Genomic DNA, 21,280 nt, shown 5'->3' on the forward strand with positions numbered 1-21,280 from the left:
ACGGCATGCGCTGGCGCAATGTTTCCTGGTTGCCGCCGCGCCCCTGGCTGGGCGCGCAGCGCGTGCACATCCGTCCCTCGCGGGCGGGCCTGGCGTTTGCGGCCCTGCTGCTGGCGCTGTGGATCGCTGCCGTCAATTACCGCCTGGGCCTGGGCTATGCGCTCACGTATGTCGCGGCCGCCTGCGCCATCGCCGACATGCTGTTTGCCAGCCGTAACCTGGCGGGCCTGGCCTTGGCCGCCGTGCCGGGACCGCCCGTCTTCGCGGGCAGCCACGCCGTGTTCACCTTGCGCCTGATCAACCGCAGCAGCCGCCCGCGCCACGCCATCCGCCTGGCCGTCACCGCTTCCGCCGCAGCGCCACAGCTGGCCGATATCGCCGCCCATGGGGACACGGCCGTCAGCATCGGCGTGGCGGCGCCGCAGCGGGGCTGGCTCCCTGCCCCGCCCGTGCGGCTGTCAGGCAGCTTTCCGCTGGGCCTGTTCCTCGCCTGGTGCCATTGGCAGCCCGAGGCGCGCGTGCTCGTGTATCCGCAGCCCGAGGCGGGAGCGCCGCCGTTCCCCTTGCCAAGCGGCATGACAACGCAGGCGGCACGCGCAAGCGGCGGCACCCGGGAAGTCGCCGGCGTGCGCGCCTACCAGCCGGGCGACCCGCTGCAGCGCCTGGCCTGGCGCCAGATCGCCCGCCACGACGGCGAACATTTGTTCAGCAAGCAATTCCTGCCCGCCGCGGAAGCACCCGCGGGCAGCCCCCAGGGCAACATCGTGCTCGACCACGCCGCCCTGCCCGCGCTGGCGCCGGAAGCACGGCTGTCGCGCCTGGCCGCCTGGGTGCTGGCGGCGGAAAGGGGCAGCCTGCCCTACGGCCTGCGCGTGGGTGCGCTGAGCATCGCCCCGGGCCTGGGCGCCAGCCACCGCGACGCCTGCCTGCGCGCCCTGGCCCTGCACGAGCCGCCCCAACACCCTCCGCTTGCCCAGGCAGCGCGACAGGCCATGCAGGCGGCGCCATGAAGCACTGGCTAGCCAATTTGCCGCGCGACAAGGCCGACATCCTGCTGCTCCTGCTGGCCGCCGCCATGGTGCTGGCGCCGCACGCGCTGCACCTGCCCACGTGGCTGTCGGCAGCCACGGGAGCGCTCCTGCTGTGGCGTGCCGCCATCACCGTGCGGGGCCGGCGCCAGCCGCGGCTGGTCCTGCTCCTGCCGCTGGCTCTGGCGGGCCTCGCCGGCATCCACGCCAGTTACGGCAGCCTGATGGGGCGCGACCCCGGCGTGGCCATGCTGGCCTGGCTGCTGGCCTTGAAAGGGCTGGAAATGCATGGCCGGCGCGACATCTTCGTCGTCGTTTTCCTTGGTTTCTTCCTCCTGCTGGCCCAGTTCTTTCATGCGCAAGGCATCCTCAGCGCCGCCTGGATGCTGCTCACCGTCATCGTGCTGCTGGCCGCCCTGCTGTCGGCCCAGTACGGTGCCGCGCGCCCGCGCCTGCCACAACGGCTGCGCCTGCTGGGACGCCTGCTGGCGCTGGCCCTGCCCATCGCTGCCCTGCTGTTCCTTGCCGTGCCGCGCCTGGACGGTCCCCTGTGGGGCGCGCCGCCCGAAGGCGCGCAAGCGCGCACGGGCCTGTCGGACAGCATGCAGCCGGGCGCCATCGCCTCGCTGGCCCTGTCCGGCGAAACCGTCTTCACGGCCCGCTTTGCCACGCCGATACCGCCGCAGGACCAGCTGTACTGGCGCGGCGTCGTGCTGGGTGACTACGACGGCAGCACCTGGACACGCAGCGGTGCCGCTCCCGGCAAGCGCCAGCCCGCCATCGACGGCCGGATCGAGATTGCGCTGGAAGGCGAAGCGAGCAGCTACGAAATCACCTTGCAGGCCAGCGGCCAGCGGCGCGTGTTCGCGCTCGACCTGCCGCGCAGCATCGAACGCCTGCCCGGCAACCCCTACGTCGTCTCGCCCGCGCTGGAAGTGCAGACCGTGCAGCCCATTACTTCGACCGTGCGTTACCGCGCCAGTTCCCAGCTCCGCTACCGATGGCAGGCGCGCCTGGCGCCGCAGCAGCTACAGCCCTGGCTGACCTTGCCCGCCGGCAGCAACCCGCGCAGCGTGGCCTGGGCGCGCCAGCTGCGCGGCAGCGGCACGCGGGCGCTGGCTCCCGAGGCCGCCATCGCCGCCGTCCTCGCTTACTTCCGCCGCGCGCCGTTCCGCTACACCCTGCAGCCGCCGCTGCTGGGCAAGGATGGCGTGGACGACTTCCTGTTCGCCACGCAGGCGGGCTTTTGCGAGCATTACGCGGGCAGCTTTGTCGTGCTGATGCGCGCCATGGGCATACCCGCCCGCGTCGTCACGGGCTACCAGGGCGGCCTGCGCAACGCAGCCGACAACAGCCTGAACGTGCGCCAGTCCGACGCCCATGCCTGGAGCGAAGTGTGGCTGGCGGGCCGGGGCTGGGTGCGCATCGATCCCACCGGCGCCGTGGCACCCCTGCGCACACAGCGCGACCTGGACGCCGCCCTGCCGGCGGCCCCGTCGCCGCTGGCAGCGTGGCGCACGCTGGTGGGCCTCGACGGGGGCACCGGCGGGACCATTGCGGCCTGGCGCCAGCAATGGCAGCAGGCCGAACTGGCCTGGAGCAGCTGGGTGCTCGACACCACGCCGCAGCCCCGGCGCGCCATGCTCGACGGCGTGAAAAACCTGCCGGCGCAGAAGCTAGCGCAAGCCTGCGCCGTGCTGGCCCTGCTGGCGGCGCTGGCCGGCGGCCTGCTGCACTGGCGCCACGGCCGCACCGGCGATCCGCTCGACGCCCTGTACGCGCGCTTTTGCCGCCTGCAGGCGCTGCGCGGCTACAGCCGTGCGCCGCATGAAGGCCCGCACGGTTATGCTGCGCGGCTGGCTGCGGGCAAGGCCACGCCCGAGGCGCACGCCGCCATGGCACGCTTTCTGGCAATCTATGCGACGATGAAGTATGGTAATGCCAGCCCAGACGACCACCTCCGCGCGCGGCGCAGCTTGCGCCGCCTGTTAACCCAATGCCGATGAGACGCTCCTTGTTACCGATCACATACCCCGCCCTGTCCCTGCTCCTCTCCCTCCCCCTGTGCCTGGCGACCGCGCATGCGGGCGAGAACAGCAATATTTCCGCCGCCGACCGCGCCCGTGCAGTGCGCGCGGCCAAGGCGCCGGCCGCCAAGGCAACCGTAAAGAAAGCCCCCGCGAAATTCGACTTCGAAGGCGAATTTGTCGACTATGTCAACTGGAAGGAAGTGCGCGCCTTCCTCGACGACATGTCGGCCAAGCATGGTTTTGACCGTGCCGAACTCGACACGCTGTTCGGCAAGGTGCGCTACGTGGACACGACGGTGCAGCTGATGAAACCGGCGCCGCCGGGCAAGCCGAAGAACTGGCAGGCGTACAGCGCCCGCTTCATCGAGCCCGTGCGCATCAATGCCGGCGTGAAATTCTGGGACGAGAATGCGGAAGCGCTGGCCCGTGCCGAGCGCGAATATGGCGTGCCGGCCGAGATCATCGTCGGCATCATCGGCGTGGAAACCGTGTATGGACGCAATACGGGCCGCTTCCGCGTGCTCGATGCGCTGACGACCTTGGCGTTTTCCTATCCGGAAAGTCCGACCCGCGCCGCCCGCATGGAATTTTTCAAGGGCGAACTGGAAAACGCGCTGCTGTTCGCGCGCAAGGATGGCATCGACCCGCTGACCTTGCTCGGCTCGTATGCGGGCGCCATCGGCCTACCCCAGTTCATGCCCAGCAGCATCATGAAATACGCCGTGGACTTCGATGGCGATAGTCACATCGACCTGCGCAATTCGACGGCGGACGCCATCGGCAGCGTGGCGCATTTTCTCGTCGAACACGGCTGGCGCCGCGACGACCCCGCCATCAGCGTGTATCCCGTCACCGTCTCGGCCAGCCACGCGTGGGAAAAATTCATCGGCCAGGGCTTGCAAGCCAAGTACCGCCTCGATGAGTTGCAGGCGGCCGGCGTCAGCGTCGTTGTCGCCCCGCCACCCAACATGCTGTTCGGCCTGATTGATTTACAAAATGGTTCAGAAGCAACTGAGTATAGCTTGGCAACCAATAACTTCTTTGCTATAACTCAGTACAACAGAAGTTATTTTTATGCCATGTCAGTGATCGACCTGGGCAAGGCCATCAGCCAAGTGCGCGCTCGCTAACCGAAAGTCAGTGTAAAGTTGTAATATTACTTGTAAGAAAGCGTAAGCGATGTTGAAGCGACCTGCAAACAGGTCTATGGTGGAGTCGATAACATCGTGCCAGCCTCGCTCGCCAGCCTGTTGTGCGGCACGGGATACGGAAATGGTTTTATACTTAACTTTTGTCAAAGTACAATTTTTGTTCTATCATAGAGCATAATAAAGAATAAATAGGTGTTGCAGCTAGACAACGCCGATTCTGTACAAAGCAAGATTACGGGGCTTTCCAGCCTGAAATTAAATCCTGCTGTACAATTGTGTATATATTATGAAAAACTGTATCCCGGATCGTACCGTGTGTGAATTCGTTCCTTTTAGTAAAGAATGAACATGAACGCAGCAAGAGCGAGCTCCGAGTGTTTTTTACTTTGCAGTGCAACTACAGAAGGAACAATAACATCATGACAAACCAAGTCGGCATTGATATGAACAGCGATTCGGACTCCGACGATCTGCTTCAGTACAACCCAAACAGACTGCTCGATACCCTGATCGAAAACCTGCGCCTGAAAAACGACGCAGCCCTGTCGCGCGCCCTGGAAGTGGCGCCACCAGTCATCAGCAAAATCCGCCATCACCGCCTGCCGGTCGGCGCTTCGCTGCTGATCCGCATGCACGAAGTCAGCGACCTGAGCATCCGTGACCTGCGCTACCTGATGGGTGACCGTCGCAACAAATTCCGCATCAGCGACAAGCAATTCAAGCCAAAAGAAGGCGAAACGCCACAAGGCTGATCCTGCCAGTTACGCAGGTTTTCCCTCCCCGCCATGGGGAGGGGGTGTTTCCGCAGTCCACAGGCCGTTCTGGCCGACATATTTTCCACCCTACATTATTCTCCGCGCTGTATCGACGCCCGGCAAAACCGTCGCGCGCGGCAGTGGCCAGGCAGCGCAACCGAGCTGACGCACAGTAAGCAGCGCAGGCCGCATGGCGCGCCGCGCGCCGTGTGCCTGGCCGTCCGCCATCAGGCAGGAAACACGCCCGTGGACAGATAGCGGTCGCCGCGGTCGCAGACGACGAAGACGATGGTTGCGTTTTCCACCGTCTGCGAGATGCGCAGGGCAATTTCGCAGGCGCCGGCCGCCGAGATGCCGCAGAACAAGCCTTCCTCCGCCGCCAGGCTGCGCGCCATGCGCTCGGCCACGCCCTGGCTCACATATTCCACCTGGTCGACGCGGCTCTTGTCGTAGATTTTCGGCAGGTAGGCTTCCGGCCACTTGCGGATGCCGGGAATCTGCGACCCTTCCTCGGGCTGGGCGCCGATGATCTGGATGGCGGGATTCTGTTCCTTCAGGTAGCGCGACACGCCCATGATGGTGCCCGTCGTGCCCATGGCGCTGACGAAGTGCGTGACCCGGCCTTCCGTGTCGCGCCAGATTTCCGGCCCCGTGCTTTCATAGTGGGCGCGCGAATTGTCTTCGTTGGCGAACTGGTCGAGGATCACGCCGCGGCCATCCTTCTGCATCTGCTCGGCCAGGTCGCGCGCATATTCCATGCCGCCCGTCTTTGGCGTGAGCAGGATGTCGGCGCCGTAGGCGGCCATGCTCTGGCGGCGTTCCACGCTGAGGTTATCGGGCATCAAGAGCAGCATCTTGTAGCCGCGCAGGGCGGCAGCCATGGCCAGGGCGATGCCCGTGTTGCCGCTGGTCGCCTCGATCAGGGTGTCGCCCGGCTTGATGACGCCGCGCTCTTCCGCGCGCTTGAGCATGGACATGGCGGCGCGGTCCTTCACTGAGCCGGCCGGATTGTTGCCTTCCAGCTTGCCGAGGATGACGTTGTTGCGCGCAAGCGCGTCGGCACCCGGCAAGCGCGTCAGCTGCACCAGCGGGGTATTGCCTATCGTATCTTCGAGTGTCTTGTAAGCCATCGTGTCTGTTTGAGTAATTTCAACAAAGACCCATTCTAATATGAGATGCTGGACGGCGTATGGCGAATAAGCCCGCACCCGCCAGCCGGCCGGTGCCGTGGCCGCTGCCGCGCCAGGCCGCATGGCGCCTGGCTTTACGCCAGGCAAGGGCATGCGCGCGCGGTTGGCCAGCGCCCCGCGCGCGCATGCGCTAGACTCGTGGCGGTTAGTTATTTTAGTAATTTGCTTATTCAATCAATGGATCAGTCATGGCCAGCAGCGCACCCGAATTCATTCCCGAAACCACGCAGGACGACCCGGTCCAGCCCAGCAGCCTCGATATCCAGGGCCGCATGCACCAGATTTCCCCCGTCTTCACCGAAGCGGAGCTGCGCCGGCTGCAGCGCTATGGCAAGGTCTGCCACTACGCGGGCGGCGCCAGCCTGTTCGAGGCGGGCAGCAGCAGCTTCGGCATGCTGGTCATCCTGTCTGGCCAGGTCGCCGTCACGCGCCATGAGGGACTGGGCCGCACCTCGCTGATGCGCGAGATCGGCCCCGGCCACTTCATCGCCGAAGTGGCGCAGCTGTCGGGCCGCCCCGCCCTCGTCAACGGCCATGCCGTGGGCGACGTGGACGTGCTCGTGATCAGCTCGGAATCGCTGCGCGCGCTGATCGTGGCGGAAGCGGAAATGGGCGAGCGCATCGTGCGCGCCCTGATCCTGCGCCGCGTGGCCTTGATCGAAATCAATTCGGGCGGCCCCGTGCTGGTGGGGCCGCGTGGCAATGGCAACCTGTTCCAGCTGCAAAGCTTTTTATCAAGCAATGGCCATCCGCACACGGTGCTGGACCCCGCCACGGATGCGGCCGCCGCCGCGCTGGCCGAGCGCTACCGGCCCGCGCCGCAGGAGTGGCCGCTGGTCGTGTGTCCTGACGGCAAGGTCATGAAAAACCCCGGCAATGCGGAACTGGGGCGCTGCCTGGGCATGCTGCCCGATTTGTCCGGCGACAAGATTTTCGACGTGCTGGTGGTGGGCGCGGGACCGGCCGGCCTGGCCACGGCCGTGTATGCGGCCTCGGAAGGGTTATCGGTCCTGGCGCTGGAACAGCGCGCCTATGGCGGCCAGGCGGGCGCCAGCGCGCGCATCGAAAACTATCTGGGCTTTCCTACTGGCATTTCCGGCCGCGCCCTGGCGGGACGCGCCTACGTGCAGGCGCAGAAATTCGGCGTCGAGATCGCCACGCCGGCCAGCGCCGCCAACCTGCTGTGCGACGGCTGGCCCCTGCGCGTCAAGCTGTGCGACGGCACCCAGGTGCGCGCCCGCACGGTGGTGCTGTCCTGCGGCGCGCGCTACCGCCGCCCGTCGCTGGCCAACCTGAAAACCTATGAGGGACGGGGCGTGTATTACTGGGCCTCGCCCATCGAAGCCAAGCTGTGCCGGCAGGAAGAGATCATTCTAGTCGGCGGCGGCAACTCGGCCGGCCAGGCGGCCGTGTTTCTCTCCGGCCACGCGGCCAAGGTCCACATGGTGATCCGCGGCGAGGGCCTGGCGGCCAGCATGTCGAGCTACCTGATCGAGCGCATCGCCGCCACGCCCAACATCACCCTGCACACGCACACGGAAATCATTGCCCTCGAAGGCGACGAGGATGGCTTGACGGGCGCCCGCTGGCGCAATAATCAAACAGGCGAAGAGTGCGATTGCGCCGTGCGCCGCGTGTTCCTCTTCGTCGGCGCCGATCCGAACACGGACTGGCTGCACGACTGCGCCGTGGCCGTCGACGAGCAGGGTTTTATCCGCACGGGCTTCGACGTCACGCGCGCCGAATGCCGCGCGCACGGCCACGCAATCTATCCTCCCGACTTGCCGGACCGTGCCGCGCTGGAAACGAGCGTACCAGGCGTCTTCGCCATCGGCGACGTGCGGGCCGGCTCCACCAAGCGGGTGGCCGCGGCCGTGGGCGAAGGCGCGGCCGTCGTGTCGCAGATCCACGGCTTCCTGGCCAGATTGCCCGCCGGCAGCGCCTGAGCACAGCGCCTGCGCGGGGGGCCAGTCAGGCCGTGACGCTAGCGCAAGGGAGTGGGATAGGTTGCCACGCTGACATTGCCATCCTTGTCGATGGCCTGGACGCCGAAGAAGTAATTATCTTTCGACAATTTCAGCCGCGCCTCGGTGACCTTGCCCACGTCCTGCGCACCCTGCCACTGATCCGCCGTCGTGGCGCGCCAGACGATGCGGTAGCCGGCCAGGTCCGGTTCCGTATTCGGCTGCCATTGCAGGGTAGTGGCGTTTTCCAGCTGCGCCGTGCGCACCTGCACGCCGGCGGGGGCGGCAGGCGCCAGGGCCAGCGAGGCCAGGGCCGCCGCATTCACCCGCGTCACTTTCGCCACATAGTCATAGTCGACGAATTGCGGCAAGTCGCCGTATTGCACGCCGTTTTCCACGCGTACATCCTGATGCTGATGGGAAAAATCCTCGTTCGGTTCCGTGAAGCGCAGGGCCGCGTAGCCTTGCGCGAGGAAGGGCATGTGGTCGCCGCCACGCAGGTAGCGGTCGGCGCGCTGGATGACGTTGACCTTGAAGCCGGGCACATAGCGCTCCCCTACCTGCTTCACATGGCGCGCCAGCTGGCGCGAAATGGAGTCGTTCTCTCCGCCCGTGGCCACGAGGCTGCGCACGCCGTCGCTCATTTCCTTGACGGCGGGAATGCCCTCGGCAAACAGGCGCACCTGGCCGCCATCGACCGTGCCGTCGTCGGCGCGCGAACTGCCGATGATGTCGTTATTGAGCATGCCGGCGATATTGAGTTTTTTCAGCTTTGCCTGTTCCGCCCAGTGGCCGGAGCCGAGCAAGCCCTGCTCCTCGGCCGCCACGGTCATGAAGACGAGGGTGGCGTCGAACTGGTAACGCGCCATCACGCAGGCCATTTCGATCACGGCCGCCGTGCCCGAGGCATCGTCGTTGGCGCCGGGGGCGTTGCCCGTGGCATCCATCACGTCGGTGGCGCGCGAGTCGTAGTGGCCGCTGACGACGTAGATGCGCCCGGCCGACTGCGGCTGGCTGCCCGGCAAGGTCGCCACCACGTTGACGATTTCCGTCGGCCGCGAAATGCGCTTCGAGACGGGTGCCACGTGGCTGTCGAAGGCCACCTGCAGGCGACCGCCCGCCTGCGCGCCGCAGCGCTCCAGCTCGGCCTTAATCCAGCGCCTGGCCGCGCCGATGCCCTGCGTGTCGGAGACGGTATCGGACATGGTATGGCGCGTCTGGAAACCGACCAGCTTGCGCACATGCGCCTCGATGCGCTGCGGCGAGATCTCCGCCACGACGCGCTCGATCTGCGGCTGTGCCCTGTCGCTGGCCGGCGCCGCCAGCACGCCCGCCGACAGCAGCGCTGCCGTCATTCCCGTCAATATCCGTACCATGCCACTGTCTCCTGAGAATTGTTAGACGGCCATTCTCGCATTTTTGACGGCAGGCAAGGAAGTTCCCGGATGAAATTCATGCATTATAGAAACTGCTACAATCGCCTCTCTCCATTCCGACCACGAAAGACCGCCGCATGCGCCAGCCCTCCCTCCTCCCCGCACGCCGCCGCGCGCGCGCGGTCCGTTGACGGTGCGCCGCATGCTCGTCAAGCTGCTGCTGTTCGCCGCGCTGTTTGCCCTGCTCAGCATTGCAGCCCTGTACAGCTACGGCCGCTTTGCGGAACGTTCGCTGGGTGCGCCGGGCACGGCCTTGCCCGTGGCGGCCGATGCCACCCTGCTCGACCGCGTGCTGGCGCCGCAGCTGGCACAGCGCCCGCAGCAGAGCGGCACTGCCCTGATCGACGACAACCTGGAAGCGTTTGCCCTGCGCGCCCTGAGCGCGCGCGAAGCGGGCCGCAGCATCGACCTGCAGTACTACATCTGGCATAACGACGTCACGGGACGCCTGCTGGTGCGCGAACTGCTGCGCGCGGCCGACCGCGGCGTGCGCGTGCGCGTGATGCTCGACGATATCAATGCACGGGGCCAGGATGCCGCCATCCTCGCGCTCGACAGCCACCCGCTGATCGAGGTGCGCATCTTCAATCCCGGCCGCAACCGCGACGGCATCTGGCGACGCGCCGTGGAAATGGCCTTGCGCGCGGTCAGCCTGAACCGGCGCATGCACAACAAGGCCTGGATCGTCGATGGCCGCGTCGCCCTCGTCGGCGGGCGCAATATCGGCGACGAGTATTTCGATGCCGCCGAGCAAGTCAACTTCCAGGATGCCGACCTGCTGCTGGTGGGGCCGGCCGTGCAGCAGGCGAGCGACATCTTCGACCGTTTCTGGAACAGCCGCGCCGTCATTCCCATCCGTGCCTTGCATGTCGGCAAGAACGCGGACGCGCCCGAGGCAGTACAGCTGCACGCCGTGCGCGCCCGTCTCGCGGCGCTCGGCGGCGAAGTGGGAGCCTCGCCGTATCTGCAGAAACTGACCGATACGGGCCAGCTGCAGGCGCACCTGGACGGGCGCCTGCGCCTGCACTGGAGCGGCCAGGTGCAGGTGGTGTCGGACCCGCCGGAAAAAGCCGCCCCCGTGGCCGGCTTGCAGCGCAGCGAGCACTGGCTCATGCACAGCCTGCTCCCCTTGCTGACGCAGGCGCGCGAGGAAGCGCTGCTGACCTCGCCATACTTCGTGCCCGGCGCCGCGCTCAGTACGCTGTTGGGCGACAAGGCCGCCGCCGGCGTCCAGGTCAGCGTGCTGACCAACTCGCTGGCCGCCACCGACGTGGCCCTCGTGCATGCAGGCTATGCGCGCTACCGCCAGGTGCTGCTGGGTGGCGGCGTCGACCTGTTTGAATTGAAGACCCTGCACCGCAAGCGCATCAGCCTGACGGGTTCGAGCCGCGCCAGCCTGCACACCAAGGCCATGGTGGTCGACCGTGCGCGGGGCTTCGTCGGCTCCTTCAACCTAGATCCCCGCTCGGCCCAGCTGAACACGGAGATGGGCGTACTGTTCACCGATCCGGCGCTGGCGGCCGACCTGCGCACGCTGTTCCTGCGCTCGACGGCCGGCGACACCAGCTACCGCCTGTTCCTCGACGACGGCGCGCTGCGCTGGTCGGATGCCACGGAAGAGCCTGCAAAAGTGTGGACGCATGACCCGGAAGCGGGTGTCTGGCGCCGCGCGCTGGTCTCCCTGATGCGCTGGCTGCCCATTGAGTCGCAGCTGTAATCGACGCCGACATGCATCAACCTCAAGCTCGACGAATTTACCATGCAAAAATAAATGTTGTTTTCAAGACATGTCACATGCTTTTTTGCCAAACGCTGCTATAATCGAGCCAACAAGACATAATAGTTGTCACAAATATACTTTCATAGTATTGCCCATCTCGCCTCTTCCGCGATATATTCATCGTTGGCCAAAAGCTCGCCGACAGACTGCAAGACCAAGCTGTCACTTTTGGAGCTATTACCATGCCTAAACCATACACCCTGCTGGCGCTGGCCGCCGCTATCTCCCTGTCCGCTGCCGGTGCCCAGGCCGCGACCAACCTCGTCAAGAACGGCGACTTCGAACTGACCAGCAATGGCACTTCGAAACAGCTGAACGAAGGCAATTACGACCGCGCAGACCGCACCTACCTGACGGACTGGTCCAGCAAGGGCTATAACTTCGTCTTGAACGGCAACAACATCGACGATACCAATGCCGCGACGGCGCTGGCCTTGTGGGGTCCGAACTCCTACAGCGGCCGAGGCCCGCAAAACGGCCTGGGCGTCAGCCCCACGGGCGGCAACGTGCTGGCCGCCGACTGGGATTATTTCCCCGGTCCCGTCACGCAACTGGTCAGCGGCCTGGTCGCCGGCCAGGCCTACACCCTGAGCTTTTCCTATGGCGCAGGCCAGCAGGTAGGCTTCCGCGGCGATAACCTCGTCAATTACTGGGACGTGTCGCTGGGCAGCAGCAAGCAGCAGACGGCGTCCCTGGCCAACGTCAGCCAGGGCTTCACGGGATGGCACCAGGCCAGCATGACCTTCACGGCGACGAACAGCAGCGAATTGCTGTCCTTCATGGCCAAGGGCAGCCCGACGGGCGCGCCGCCATTCATGCTGCTCGACGGCGTATCGCTCGTGTCGGCCGTGCCGGAACCGTCGACCTGGGGCATGCTGATCGGCGGCCTGGGCTTGATCGGCTTCGCGGCGCGCCGCCGCAAAGGCTAACAAAACCGGCTGCCCGGCGCGGCGCGCGTCCTGCGATGCTCGCCGTACGTTAGTGCAGCTGCGCCTCCCAGCCGCGCCGCGCATCGGCCCGCCACGGTTGTGTTACGCCTTGGCGCGCCAGCAAATCCGCACCGGCATTTCCTGGGCCGGGGTTTTCACCACCCGATCACGTTCCTGCCATGAGCCTGCTACAAACCCTACAGACGCACCTGCCTGGCCTTGCCGTGGATGTCCTGCGCCTGAGCCTGTGGCTGGTGCTGCTGGCCGTCCTCTTCGTGCCGCTCGAACGCTACTTTGGCGAACGCCACGCGGGGCGCCCGCGCACGGAACTGTTCAGCGACCTGGGCTTCTATTTCATCAGCAGCCTGCTGCCGGCCGCGCTGCTGGCCGTGCCGCTGGCCCTGGTCGCCGTCGCCGGCCAGCGTTTCCTGCCGGACGCCGTGCCCGCCGCCCTGGGCGCCCTGCCCCTGTGGGCCAAGCTGCTGCTGGGCTTGTTCATCGGCGAAGTCGGCACTTACTGGGGCCATCGCCTCAGCCATGAAATACCGTGGCTGTGGCGCTACCATGCCGTGCATCACAGCACGGAGCAGCTGTATTTCCTCGCCAACACGCGCACCCATCCCGTGGACATGGTCGTCACGCGCCTGTTCGGCCTGACACCCCTGTATCTGCTGGGACTGGCCGGCCCTGGCGCCGCCGGCAGCGCCGCACCCGTGCTGCTGCTCCTGATCGGCACCGTCTGGGGCTTCTTTATCCACGCCAACCTGCGCTGGCGCTTCGGCCCGCTCGAATGGCTGGTGGCCACGCCCGCCTTCCACCACTGGCACCACAGCAAGTTCGAACACATCAACCGCAATTACGCATCCACCCTGCCCGTGCTGGACCGCCTGTTCGGCACGCATCACCTGCCGGCCGAGTGGCCGGCCAGCTGCGGCATCGAGGCGTCCATGCCCGCCAGCCTGGCCGGCCAGTTGCTCGCACCCTGGCGCCGCGCGCCTGCCCCGGCCGCGCTGGCAACACGGCCAGGGCCAGCCGGCTGATCCCGGCAGCGGCACCCACGGCCCGGCCCACCGGCGTAAAAAAACCCCGCGCGGCCGGTACCACGCGGGGTTTTCTCGCAAGACTGCGCGGCACCACCACGCAGCCAGCTCCACGGCAAAACGCTTATTTCTTCTCGGCTTCCGCTTTCTTCGCGTCGGCAGCAGCCAGTTTCGCTTCCTTCTTCGCGGCGGCTTCCGCAGCCTTGGCTTCTTTCTTGGCGGCCGTAGCCGCTTTCTTCGCGGCAGCGGCTTCCTTCTTCGTTTCGGCAGCCGTTTTCACGGGAGCGGCATCGGCTGCGGCGGCGGGAGCGGCGGCAGGGACGGCCTTGGCGGCAGCTTCTTTCTTCGCGGCAGCAGCGGCAGCCTTGGCTTCTTTCTTGGCAGCAGCAGCTTCCTTCTTCGTTTCAGCGGCTGTCTTGGCTGGCGCCGCAGCGGTGTCGGTCACAGCAGCTGGCTTCGCTGCGGCTTCTTTCGCTGCAACTTCCTTCACAGCAGTTTCCTTTTTTGCGGGGGCTGCCTTCGCCACCGGGGCCGCCGGCGCGCCGGACTTGGCCTGGCCATTCACCTGCAGGCCCGCTTCCGACAGTTTCACGGAGCTTTTCGGGCCGATGCCCTTCACGCGGCTTTCGAAATCCGCCCAATCCTTGAAGGGGCCGCCCTTGGCACGCTCGTCGACGATGGCTTTTGAGGTGACGGGGCCGATGCCCTTGACGCTGTCGAGTGCCGCCTGGTCCGCCTTATTGACATCGACCTGGGCAAAGGCAAAGCCCATCGTCGCGACCAGGGTGGCGAAGGCCAGCAGTATTTTTTTGAACATGGGTATCTCTCCGTGGTGTGGTTTCAAGATGACTCGAACGCAAGGGAGGAACAGCGCCTTAACGGCTTTAACGGCTGGGACGTGATACGGTTGACAAGACGGGGACACGACAGGAAGGGAAAGCCTGCGCCAGATCAAACGGACGGCGCAGGCAAGACAGCGGTTTATTGCGGGAACAGCTCGTCGCGGGTGACGGTGGCCGTGCCCAGCTTGCCGACGACGATGCCGCCGGCGCGGTTGGCCGTGCGCACGGCGTCACCCAGGCCCATGCCGGCGCCCAGCATGGCCGCCATGGTGGCGATCACCGTGTCGCCGGCGCCCGAGACGTCGAACACTTCGCGCGCGTCGGTGGGCATGTGCAGCACCTCGTCGGCCGTGTACAGGCTCATGCCCTCTTCCGAACGGGTCAGCAGCAGCGCTTCCAGGCCCAGCTGCGCGCGCATCTGCTGCGCCCGCTCCGTGAGCTGCTCTTCCGTGCTCCAGCTGCCGATCACGCGGCGCAGTTCCGCCTTGTTCGGAGTGAGCACTGACGCTCCCGCATAGCGGCTGAAATCATCGCCTTTCGGGTCGACCATGACGATCTTGCCGGCGGCGCGGGCGGCCTTGATCATCTCGGCCACGTTCACCAGGCTGCCCTTGGCGTAGTCGGACAGGATCACCACGTCGTAGCTGGGCAGCAGCGCGTTGAATTGCTTGAGCTTGTCGCGCAGCACCGTGTCGCTGGGCGCATCCTCGAAGTCGATGCGCAGCATCTGCTGCTGGCGGCCGATCACGCGCAGCTTGATGATGGTGGAAATGGCCGCGTCGCGCTGCAGGTAGCTGTGGATGCCGCCGCCTTCGAGCAGGCGCTCGACCTGGCTGCCGGCCTCGTCGTCGCCGACCACGCCCAGCAAGCTCGTCTTCGCGCCCAGCGCGGCCGCATTGCGCGCCACGTTGGCCGCGCCGCCGAGACGCTCTTCGCGCTTCTCGATACGCACGATGGGCACGGGCGCTTCCGGCGAGATACGGCTGACATCGCCGAACCAGTAGCGGTCCAGCATCACATCGCCCACCACCAGCAGGCGCACCTGGGCCAGAGCGGCTGGCGCCGTCAAGTCGCGGGCGTTCATGCGCGCGTCAGGATCGAGCGACCGATCCCGTGGTATTCGATGCCCGCCTCGACCATGACGGCCGGTTCGAACAGGTTGCGCCCATCAAAGATCACGGCCTGCTTCAGGCGCGCCTTGACCTGCTCGAAATCGGGGCTGCGGAAGGCTTTCCATTCCGTCACGATGACCAGTGCATCGGCGTCCGTCAGCGCATCCTTCGGGCTGTCGGCGAAGCGCACCTTGGCCAATTGCTCCGGCGTCAGGTCCAGCTGCAGCACGCGGCGGGCCTCGGCCATGGCGACGGGATCGTAGACGGCCACCGTGGCGCCGCGCTGCAACAGGTCCGCCAGCAGCACGCGGGCCGACGCTTCGCGCATGTCGTCCGTATTCGGCTTGAAGGCCAGGCCCCAGACGGCGAAATGGCGGCCCGTCAGGTCGTCGCCGAAGCGCTTGACCACCTTGCCGCCGAGAATATGTTTCTGCTTGTCATTCACTGCTTCCACGGCGCGCAGGATCAGCAATTCCTGGCCGTGGCCGCGCGCCGTGCGCTCGAGCGCCTGCACGTCTTTCGGGAAGCAGGAACCGCCGTAGCCGCAGCCGGCGTACAGGAAGCTGTGGCCGATGCGCGGGTCCGAGCCAATGCCGTGGCGCACGGCCTCGATGTCGACGCCCACCTTGTCGGCCAGGTTCGCCAGTTCATTCATGAACGAAATACGCGTGGCCAGCATGGCGTTGGCCGCGTATTTGGTGAACTCGGCCGAACGCACGTCCATCCAGTAGGTGCGCTCATGGTTGCGGTTGAACGGCGCGTACAGGCTTTTCAGCAGGTCGCGCGCGCGTTCGCCCTGTGGCGTGGCATCGACGCCGATGACGATGCGGTCAGGGCGCATGAAGTCTTCGACGGCCGCGCCTTCCTTGAGGAATTCCGGGTTCGATGCCACCGAGAACGTCGCGGCCACGCCGCGCGCGTCCAGCTCGCCCTGGATGGCGGCGCGCACTTTTTCGGCCGTGCCGACGGGCACGGTCGACTTGTCGACGATGACCTTGAAGTCCGTCATGTACTTGCCGATGCCGCGCGCGGCGGCCAGCACGTACTGCAGGTCGGCCGAGCCATCTTCGTCGGGCGGGGTGCCGACGGCGATGAATTGCATCACGCCATGGTTGGCCGCCGCTTCCACGTCGGTGGAGAAGGTCATGCGGCCGGCGGCGCGGTTGCGCGCCACGACTTCTTCCAAGCCCGGTTCATGGATGGGGATGCCGCCGCTGTTGAGCAGCGCTACCTTTTGAGCGTCCAGGTCGAGGCAAAAGACGTCGTTGCCCAGCTCCGCCAGGCAGGCGCCGGTGACGAGGCCCACATAGCCCGTGCCGATAATGGTGATTTTCATGGTTGTGCAGTATTTCTTATTAGTGAATTTCAGGTGCTACATACGAGTACACGCCACGTTGCGCGGGGCAAGGTGGCGTGTAGGGTTAGTTCATGACGTTGAGCTCTTCGGTCCGGCGCGGCGGGTAGGTTTCCCACTTGTTGCAGCCCGGGCAGTGCCAGTAGAACTGGCGCGCCTTGAAGCCGCAGTGGCTGCACTGGTAGCGGGCCAGCTTCTGCGTGTAGCCGTGCACGAGGTTTTTCACCATCGACAGCTCGGACCAGATGGCGGCCGGCGCATCCATCATGCGCGCCTCCAGCAGCTTGTCCAGGCCCAGCAGGGTCGGCGTGCGGCGCAGTTCCGCGCTGACCAGCTGCTTCGCCGCTTCCACGCCGTCGAGTTCGATGACGGCCTTGAAGACGACTTCGATCAGGTCGATCGACGACGCTTCTTCCAGGTAGGAGCGCAGCAGGTTGACGCCTTCCTGCGGACGGCCCACTTTCGTGTAGCCATCCATCAGGCGCTGCGCCACCAGGGCCACGTGCGGCACGCTTTGCTGCTCCACGCGACGCCAGGTGGTCAGCGCGCCTTCCACGTCGCCGCGCGCCAGCAGCACGTCACCCGTCAAAATGGTGGCGCGCACGCTCTTGCGGTCCGTCTGCAGGGCTTTTTCCAGCAGCGGCATGGCTTCGTCCGGCTTCAGGTGCACCAGCGCGTCATGCGCCAGTTCGCAATAGAACTGGGCGATTTCCTTCTGGCGCGCACCGGCGCCCGATTCCTGCAAGCCCACGGCAGCCTCGATGGCGCGCGGCCATTCCTTTTCGCGCTGGTAGATTTCCAGCAGCGCGCGGCGCGCCTGGGCCGCATATTGCGTATCGACCAGGCCATTGAAGGTTTCCTCGGCGCGGTCGAGCAAGCCCGCCTTCAGGTAATCCATGCCCAGCTCGTAGGCGGCGTGGCCCTGCTGCTCCAGCGGCAGGTCGGGACGCGCCAGCAAATTCTGGTGCACGCGGATGGCGCGCTCCGTCTCGCCGCGGCGGCGGAACAGGTTGCCCAGCGCAAAGTGCATATCGGCCGATTCCGGGTCCAGCTTGACCACTTCGATGAAGGCGTCGATGGCCTTGTCATGCTGTTCATTGAGCAGGAAATTCAAGCCCTTGAAGTAATTGCGCGGCAAGCTGCGCGATTCCGACACCAGTTGATGAATGTCAACGCGCGCGGCTATCCAGCCCAGCGCGAAAAACACCGGGATACCCAAAAGCCACCAGAGTTCAAATTCCATGCGATTGTTTTTATTCGAATAAGAGAGATAGGAGCGACGGCGCTGCTTACTGCGCGCTCACGCTGTCCGGTTGCGGCTGGACATTGCTGGCCACGCCAACGGTCTGCAGCGCGGCAATGGTAGTTTTTTGCTTGGTCGCTTCGCGGCGGTGACGGAACACGGTCGGCGTCAGGGCCAGGACGCCCAGGCTGGCGCCAGCGACAAAAAAGCCCAGCAGCATCAGGACCAGGGGGCCGCGAATTTCATAATTAAGGAAAACATGCAGGTCGACAACCTGCGCATTCTTCAGCGCAAAACTGAAGAACAGGACGAAAAGAACACAGCCAACGATGGTGGAGATGATTTTCATCGATACGCCCAGAAAGTACAAAAAATGCCCGTGCCACATGGCACAAACGTAGAGTGCTGATCAAACCGTAGCGAGCGGCAGTGAGTTGTGGCCAAGAAGCGCAACCGTACTTTAGTACGGTGAGCATCGCAGGCCGCAAATCGCGACGCGCAGTAGGTTTGATTAGTGCTCTACGGCATATTAACAAAAAAAAGCGGCATCCAAGGACGCCGCTCTTTATTTTCCGCCTTCCAGCAGACGATTAATCCTCGATAATCGGTTGCCCGACCATCGCGTCCACCCGCTCGCGCAACTGTTTGCCCGGCTTGAAGTGGGGGACCCGTTTTTCAGGAACCATCACCTTGTCGCCGGACTTCGGGTTGCGGCCGATGCGCGGGGGCCTGCTGTTCAGGGCAAAACTGCCAAAACCGCGGATCTCGATGCGCTGGCCCGTAGCCAGGGCGTTGGTCATCGCATCGAGAATGGTCTTGACGGCATACTCCGCATCTTTCGCCACCAGCTGAGAGTAACGCTCAGCGAGGCGGCTGATCAGCTCGGACTTTGTCATCTGCCGTATCCGCAGTCTTAGTTCTTGTTATCGAACTTAGCTTTCAACAAGGCGCCCAGGCTGGTGGTGCCCGAAGCTGCGTTGTTGTCGGTAGCTGCCATCTTCTGCATGGCTTCCTGGGTTTCCACGTTGTCTTTCGCTTTGATCGACAGTTGGATGCCACGGGCTTTGCGGTCGATGTTCAGGACCATTGCTTCGACGGTGTCGCCGACTTTCAGGTGCGTGCCAGCATCTTCAACGCGGTCGCGCGAGATTTCGGAAGCGCGCAGGTAGCCTTCAACTTCTTCGGACAGTTGGATCACGGCGCCTTTAGGCTCAACCGATTTAACGGTACCGGTTACCAGCGAACCTTTGTCGTTCATGGCTGCGAAGTTGTTGAATGGGTCACCTTCCAGTTGCTTGACGCCCAGGGAAACGCGCTCGCGCTCAACGTCGATGGCCAGAACGATGGCTTCCAGTTCGTCACCTTTCTTGAAGCGACGCACGGCTTCTTCGCCGGTTTCGGTCCAGGACAGGTCGGACAGGTGCACCAGGCCGTCGATGTTGCCGGCCAGGCCGATGAACACGCCGAAGTCGGTGATCGATTTGATCGCGCCGCGGACTTTGTCACCTTTCTTATGGGTAACACCGAAGTCGTCCCATGGATTGGCTTTGCACTGTTTCATGCCCAGCGAAATACGACGACGCTCTTCGTCGATTTCCAGAACCATTACTTCTACTTCGTCGCCCAGTTGGACAACTTTGTTAGGAGCAACGTTTTTGTTCGTCCAGTCCATTTCGGAAACGTGTACCAGACCTTCGATACCCTGTTCCACTTCAACGAACGCGCCGTAGTCGGTCAGGTTCGTTACTTTACCGAACAGACGGGTGCTTTGTGGGTAACGACGGGACAGACCGGTCCAAGGATCGTCGCCCAGTTGTTTCACGCCCAGCGAAACACGGTTTTTCTCTTGATCGTACTTCAGGACCTTGGCGGTGATTTCCTGGCCAACCGTCAGCACTTCCGACGGGTGACGTACACGGCGCCATGCCAGGTCGGTGATGTGCAGCAGGCCATCGATACCGCCCAGATCCACGAACGCGCCGTAGTCGGTGATATTTTTGACGACGCCGGTCACGACCGTGCCTTCTTTCAGCGTTTCCATCAGTTTCTGACGCTCTTCGCCCATCGAAGCTTCGATGACGGCGCGGCGGGACAGAACCACGTTGTTACGCTTGCGATCCAGCTTGATCACTTTGAATTCGAGGGTCTTGCCTTCGAATGGGGTGGTGTCTTTGACAGGACGGGTATCAACCAGCGAGCCCGGCAGGAATGCGCGGATGCCGTTGGTCAACACGGTCAGACCGCCTTTGACTTTACCATTGACGGTACCGACGACGATTTCGCCCGATTCCATCGCTTTTTCCAGAGCCAGCCACGAAGCCAGACGCTTGGCTTTATCGCGCGACAGGATGGTATCGCCGAAACCGTTTTCCAGCGATTCGATCGCCACGGAAACGAAGTCACCAACTTTGACTTCCAGTTCGCCGTGGTCGTTCTTGAATTCTTCGACAGGGATGAATGCTTCGGATTTGAGGCCGGCGTTGACGATCACGAAATTGTGGTCGAGGCGCACGACTTCAGCGGAAATAACTTCGCCGGAGCGCATATCTTGACGCGACAACGATTCCTCGAAGAGCGCAGCAAAACTTTCCATACCGGTAGATTCGTTAGTTGTAACAGTAGACATAGGGTTCACACAGGTTATCCAGCAGAGATCGCACGATGCGACTTAAACTGGGTTAGGTTTTTGACACACCCGGACAGGCCAGGAGCCGTCAACGGGCACCACATAGCACAACAACACGCTATTTTGCTGCAGCTGCATACCATTTCAACACGGTTTCAACGGCATCATCTGCCGTCATGGCCGAGGTATCGAGGACATGCGCCCCTTCCGCGGGGACCAGTGGCGCAATCGCACGGTGAGTATCACGTTCGTCCCGCGCCTGCAAATCCATCAGAAGGTCTTCCATATTAGCAGAAAAACCCTTGTCTATCAATTGCTTGTAGCGCCGTTGCGCGCGCGCCTCGACGCTGGCCGTGAGAAACACCTTCAGCGGGGCGTGCGGGAAGATCACCGTGCCCATGTCGCGCCCGTCGGCCACCAGGCCCGGCGTCTTGCGAAAGCCCAGCTGCAAACCGACGAGGGCATGGCGCACCGTTGGTAAAACGGCAATTTTCGACGCCGTATTGCCCACTTCTTCGGCGCGGATCTGTTCGGTCACATTTTCGTTGGCCAGCAGGATTTCGCCGCCCGCGAAGTGGCAGGGCAGGTGCTCGGCCAACTTGGCCAGCGCGTGCTCGTCGCGCAGGTCCGTGCCGCGGCGCAGCGCCGACAAGGCCGTCAGGCGGTACAGCGCGCCCGAGTCCAGGTAATGAAAGCCCAGCTTGTCGGCCACGCGGTGGGCCACCGTGCCCTTGCCGGAAGCGGTGGGGCCGTCGATGGCGATGACTGGGATGGTGGAGGTCGGCATTGTATTATTTATC

18 protein-coding genes are annotated in these 21,280 nt (G+C 64.4%); 8 read left to right on the top strand and 10 right to left on the bottom strand.

What is annotated here, in order from left to right; genetic code table 11:
• The first annotated feature begins 5 nt into the window (after window positions 1–5).
• From AC07VL_RS18815 to AC07VL_RS18830, 4 genes are all read left to right on the top strand, one after another.
• Window positions 6–1,010: a DUF58 domain-containing protein gene (locus AC07VL_RS18815; protein WP_494807184.1), complete on the top strand. Its 1,005-nt coding sequence runs from the start codon at window positions 6–8 to the stop codon at window positions 1,008–1,010.
• Window positions 1,007–3,034, top strand: a complete 2,028-nt coding sequence (locus AC07VL_RS18820; RefSeq protein WP_494807185.1) for a transglutaminase TgpA family protein — start codon at window positions 1,007–1,009, stop codon at window positions 3,032–3,034. The genes AC07VL_RS18815 and AC07VL_RS18820 overlap by 4 nt, the downstream gene beginning before the upstream one ends.
• Window positions 3,035–3,042: 8 nt before the next feature.
• The gene (gene mltB / locus AC07VL_RS18825; protein ID WP_494807186.1) at window positions 3,043–4,188 is read left to right on the top strand and encodes a lytic murein transglycosylase B; all 1,146 of its coding nucleotides are present in this window, start codon (window positions 3,043–3,045) and stop codon (window positions 4,186–4,188) included.
• Window positions 4,189–4,628: 440 nt separating this feature from the next.
• A complete protein-coding gene (locus tag AC07VL_RS18830) occupies window positions 4,629–4,961 on the top strand; it encodes a hypothetical protein (RefSeq protein ID WP_034751784.1) in 333 nt (110 codons plus the stop codon).
• Between the two features lie 230 nt (window positions 4,962–5,191).
• Here AC07VL_RS18830 and cysM read toward each other — a convergent pair whose 3' ends face one another.
• Window positions 5,192–6,094: a cysteine synthase CysM gene (gene cysM, locus AC07VL_RS18835; RefSeq protein WP_034751785.1), complete on the bottom strand. Its 903-nt coding sequence runs from the start codon at window positions 6,092–6,094 to the stop codon at window positions 5,192–5,194.
• Between the two features lie 248 nt (window positions 6,095–6,342).
• Here cysM and AC07VL_RS18840 point away from each other — a divergent pair, with 248 nt between their 5' ends.
• Window positions 6,343–8,100, top strand: coding sequence for an FAD-dependent oxidoreductase (locus AC07VL_RS18840; protein ID WP_494807187.1), 1,758 nt, complete (start codon window positions 6,343–6,345; stop codon window positions 8,098–8,100).
• Between the two features lie 38 nt (window positions 8,101–8,138).
• Here AC07VL_RS18840 and AC07VL_RS18845 read toward each other — a convergent pair whose 3' ends face one another.
• Complete coding sequence (locus tag AC07VL_RS18845; protein ID WP_494807188.1) at window positions 8,139–9,494, bottom strand: M20/M25/M40 family metallo-hydrolase; 1,356 nt, start codon at window positions 9,492–9,494, stop codon at window positions 8,139–8,141.
• Window positions 9,495–9,696: 202 nt separating this feature from the next.
• On the opposite strand from AC07VL_RS18845, the gene AC07VL_RS18850 reads away from it, so the two are divergent.
• The 3 genes from AC07VL_RS18850 (at window position 9,697) to AC07VL_RS18860 (ending at window position 13,303) form a co-directional block, all read left to right on the top strand.
• A complete protein-coding gene (locus AC07VL_RS18850) occupies window positions 9,697–11,271 on the top strand; it encodes a phospholipase D family protein (protein WP_494807189.1) in 1,575 nt (524 codons plus the stop codon).
• A gap of 245 nt (window positions 11,272–11,516) precedes the next feature.
• A complete protein-coding gene (locus tag AC07VL_RS18855) occupies window positions 11,517–12,263 on the top strand; it encodes a PEPxxWA-CTERM sorting domain-containing protein (protein ID WP_494807190.1) in 747 nt (248 codons plus the stop codon).
• A 179-nt stretch (window positions 12,264–12,442) separates the two neighbouring features.
• Window positions 12,443–13,303: a sterol desaturase family protein gene (locus tag AC07VL_RS18860; protein WP_494807191.1), complete on the top strand. Its 861-nt coding sequence runs from the start codon at window positions 12,443–12,445 to the stop codon at window positions 13,301–13,303.
• A 124-nt stretch (window positions 13,304–13,427) separates the two neighbouring features.
• Here the strand turns inward: AC07VL_RS18860 and AC07VL_RS18865 are convergent, their stop codons facing one another.
• From AC07VL_RS18865 to cmk, 8 genes are all read right to left on the bottom strand, one after another.
• Window positions 13,428–14,120: a ComEA family DNA-binding protein gene (locus AC07VL_RS18865; protein ID WP_494807192.1), complete on the bottom strand. Its 693-nt coding sequence runs from the start codon at window positions 14,118–14,120 to the stop codon at window positions 13,428–13,430.
• A gap of 164 nt (window positions 14,121–14,284) precedes the next feature.
• A complete protein-coding gene (rfaE1, locus tag AC07VL_RS18870) occupies window positions 14,285–15,229 on the bottom strand; it encodes a D-glycero-beta-D-manno-heptose-7-phosphate kinase (protein ID WP_494807193.1) in 945 nt (314 codons plus the stop codon).
• The gene (locus AC07VL_RS18875) at window positions 15,226–16,593 is read right to left on the bottom strand and encodes a UDP-glucose dehydrogenase family protein (RefSeq protein ID WP_494807194.1); all 1,368 of its coding nucleotides are present in this window, start codon (window positions 16,591–16,593) and stop codon (window positions 15,226–15,228) included. The genes rfaE1 and AC07VL_RS18875 overlap by 4 nt, the downstream gene beginning before the upstream one ends.
• 85 nt (window positions 16,594–16,678) lie before the next feature.
• Complete coding sequence (gene lapB / locus AC07VL_RS18880; protein WP_290605964.1) at window positions 16,679–17,854, bottom strand: lipopolysaccharide assembly protein LapB; 1,176 nt, start codon at window positions 17,852–17,854, stop codon at window positions 16,679–16,681.
• A 46-nt stretch (window positions 17,855–17,900) separates the two neighbouring features.
• On the bottom strand, window positions 17,901–18,203 hold the full coding sequence (locus tag AC07VL_RS18885) for a LapA family protein (RefSeq protein WP_034751796.1): 303 nt from the start codon (window positions 18,201–18,203) through the stop codon (window positions 17,901–17,903).
• A gap of 241 nt (window positions 18,204–18,444) precedes the next feature.
• Window positions 18,445–18,750 (bottom strand): integration host factor subunit beta, encoded by a 306-nt coding sequence (locus tag AC07VL_RS18890; RefSeq protein WP_332848161.1) that lies wholly within the window; start codon window positions 18,748–18,750, stop codon window positions 18,445–18,447.
• A gap of 17 nt (window positions 18,751–18,767) precedes the next feature.
• Window positions 18,768–20,480, bottom strand: a complete 1,713-nt coding sequence (rpsA, locus tag AC07VL_RS18895) for a 30S ribosomal protein S1 (protein WP_071650172.1) — start codon at window positions 20,478–20,480, stop codon at window positions 18,768–18,770.
• Window positions 20,481–20,598: 118 nt separating this feature from the next.
• A complete protein-coding gene (gene cmk / locus AC07VL_RS18900) occupies window positions 20,599–21,267 on the bottom strand; it encodes a (d)CMP kinase (protein WP_494807195.1) in 669 nt (222 codons plus the stop codon).
• Window positions 21,268–21,280: the final 13 nt, after the last annotated feature.

This window comes from Janthinobacterium sp. GW821-FHT03C08 (genome assembly GCF_059420905.1).

Coding starts and splice junctions, on each gene's coding strand:
- AC07VL_RS18815 (WP_494807184.1), top strand. CDS start 6: ATGCGCTGGCGCAATGTTTCCTGGTTGCCGCCGCGCCCCTGGCTGGGC.
- AC07VL_RS18820 (WP_494807185.1), top strand. CDS start 1,007: ATGAAGCACTGGCTAGCCAATTTGCCGCGCGACAAGGCCGACATCCTG.
- AC07VL_RS18830 (WP_034751784.1), top strand. CDS start 4,629: ATGACAAACCAAGTCGGCATTGATATGAACAGCGATTCGGACTCCGAC.
- cysM (WP_034751785.1), bottom strand. CDS start 6,094: ATGGCTTACAAGACACTCGAAGATACGATAGGCAATACCCCGCTGGTG.
- AC07VL_RS18840 (WP_494807187.1), top strand. CDS start 6,343: ATGGCCAGCAGCGCACCCGAATTCATTCCCGAAACCACGCAGGACGAC.
- AC07VL_RS18845 (WP_494807188.1), bottom strand. CDS start 9,494: ATGGTACGGATATTGACGGGAATGACGGCAGCGCTGCTGTCGGCGGGC.
- AC07VL_RS18850 (WP_494807189.1), top strand. CDS start 9,697: ATGCTCGTCAAGCTGCTGCTGTTCGCCGCGCTGTTTGCCCTGCTCAGC.
- AC07VL_RS18855 (WP_494807190.1), top strand. CDS start 11,517: ATGCCTAAACCATACACCCTGCTGGCGCTGGCCGCCGCTATCTCCCTG.
- AC07VL_RS18860 (WP_494807191.1), top strand. CDS start 12,443: ATGAGCCTGCTACAAACCCTACAGACGCACCTGCCTGGCCTTGCCGTG.
- AC07VL_RS18865 (WP_494807192.1), bottom strand. CDS start 14,120: ATGTTCAAAAAAATACTGCTGGCCTTCGCCACCCTGGTCGCGACGATG.
- rfaE1 (WP_494807193.1), bottom strand. CDS start 15,229: ATGAACGCCCGCGACTTGACGGCGCCAGCCGCTCTGGCCCAGGTGCGC.
- AC07VL_RS18875 (WP_494807194.1), bottom strand. CDS start 16,593: ATGAAAATCACCATTATCGGCACGGGCTATGTGGGCCTCGTCACCGGC.
- lapB (WP_290605964.1), bottom strand. CDS start 17,854: ATGGAATTTGAACTCTGGTGGCTTTTGGGTATCCCGGTGTTTTTCGCG.
- AC07VL_RS18885 (WP_034751796.1), bottom strand. CDS start 18,203: ATGAAAATCATCTCCACCATCGTTGGCTGTGTTCTTTTCGTCCTGTTC.
- AC07VL_RS18890 (WP_332848161.1), bottom strand. CDS start 18,750: ATGACAAAGTCCGAGCTGATCAGCCGCCTCGCTGAGCGTTACTCTCAG.
- rpsA (WP_071650172.1), bottom strand. CDS start 20,480: ATGTCTACTGTTACAACTAACGAATCTACCGGTATGGAAAGTTTTGCT.
- cmk (WP_494807195.1), bottom strand. CDS start 21,267: ATGCCGACCTCCACCATCCCAGTCATCGCCATCGACGGCCCCACCGCT.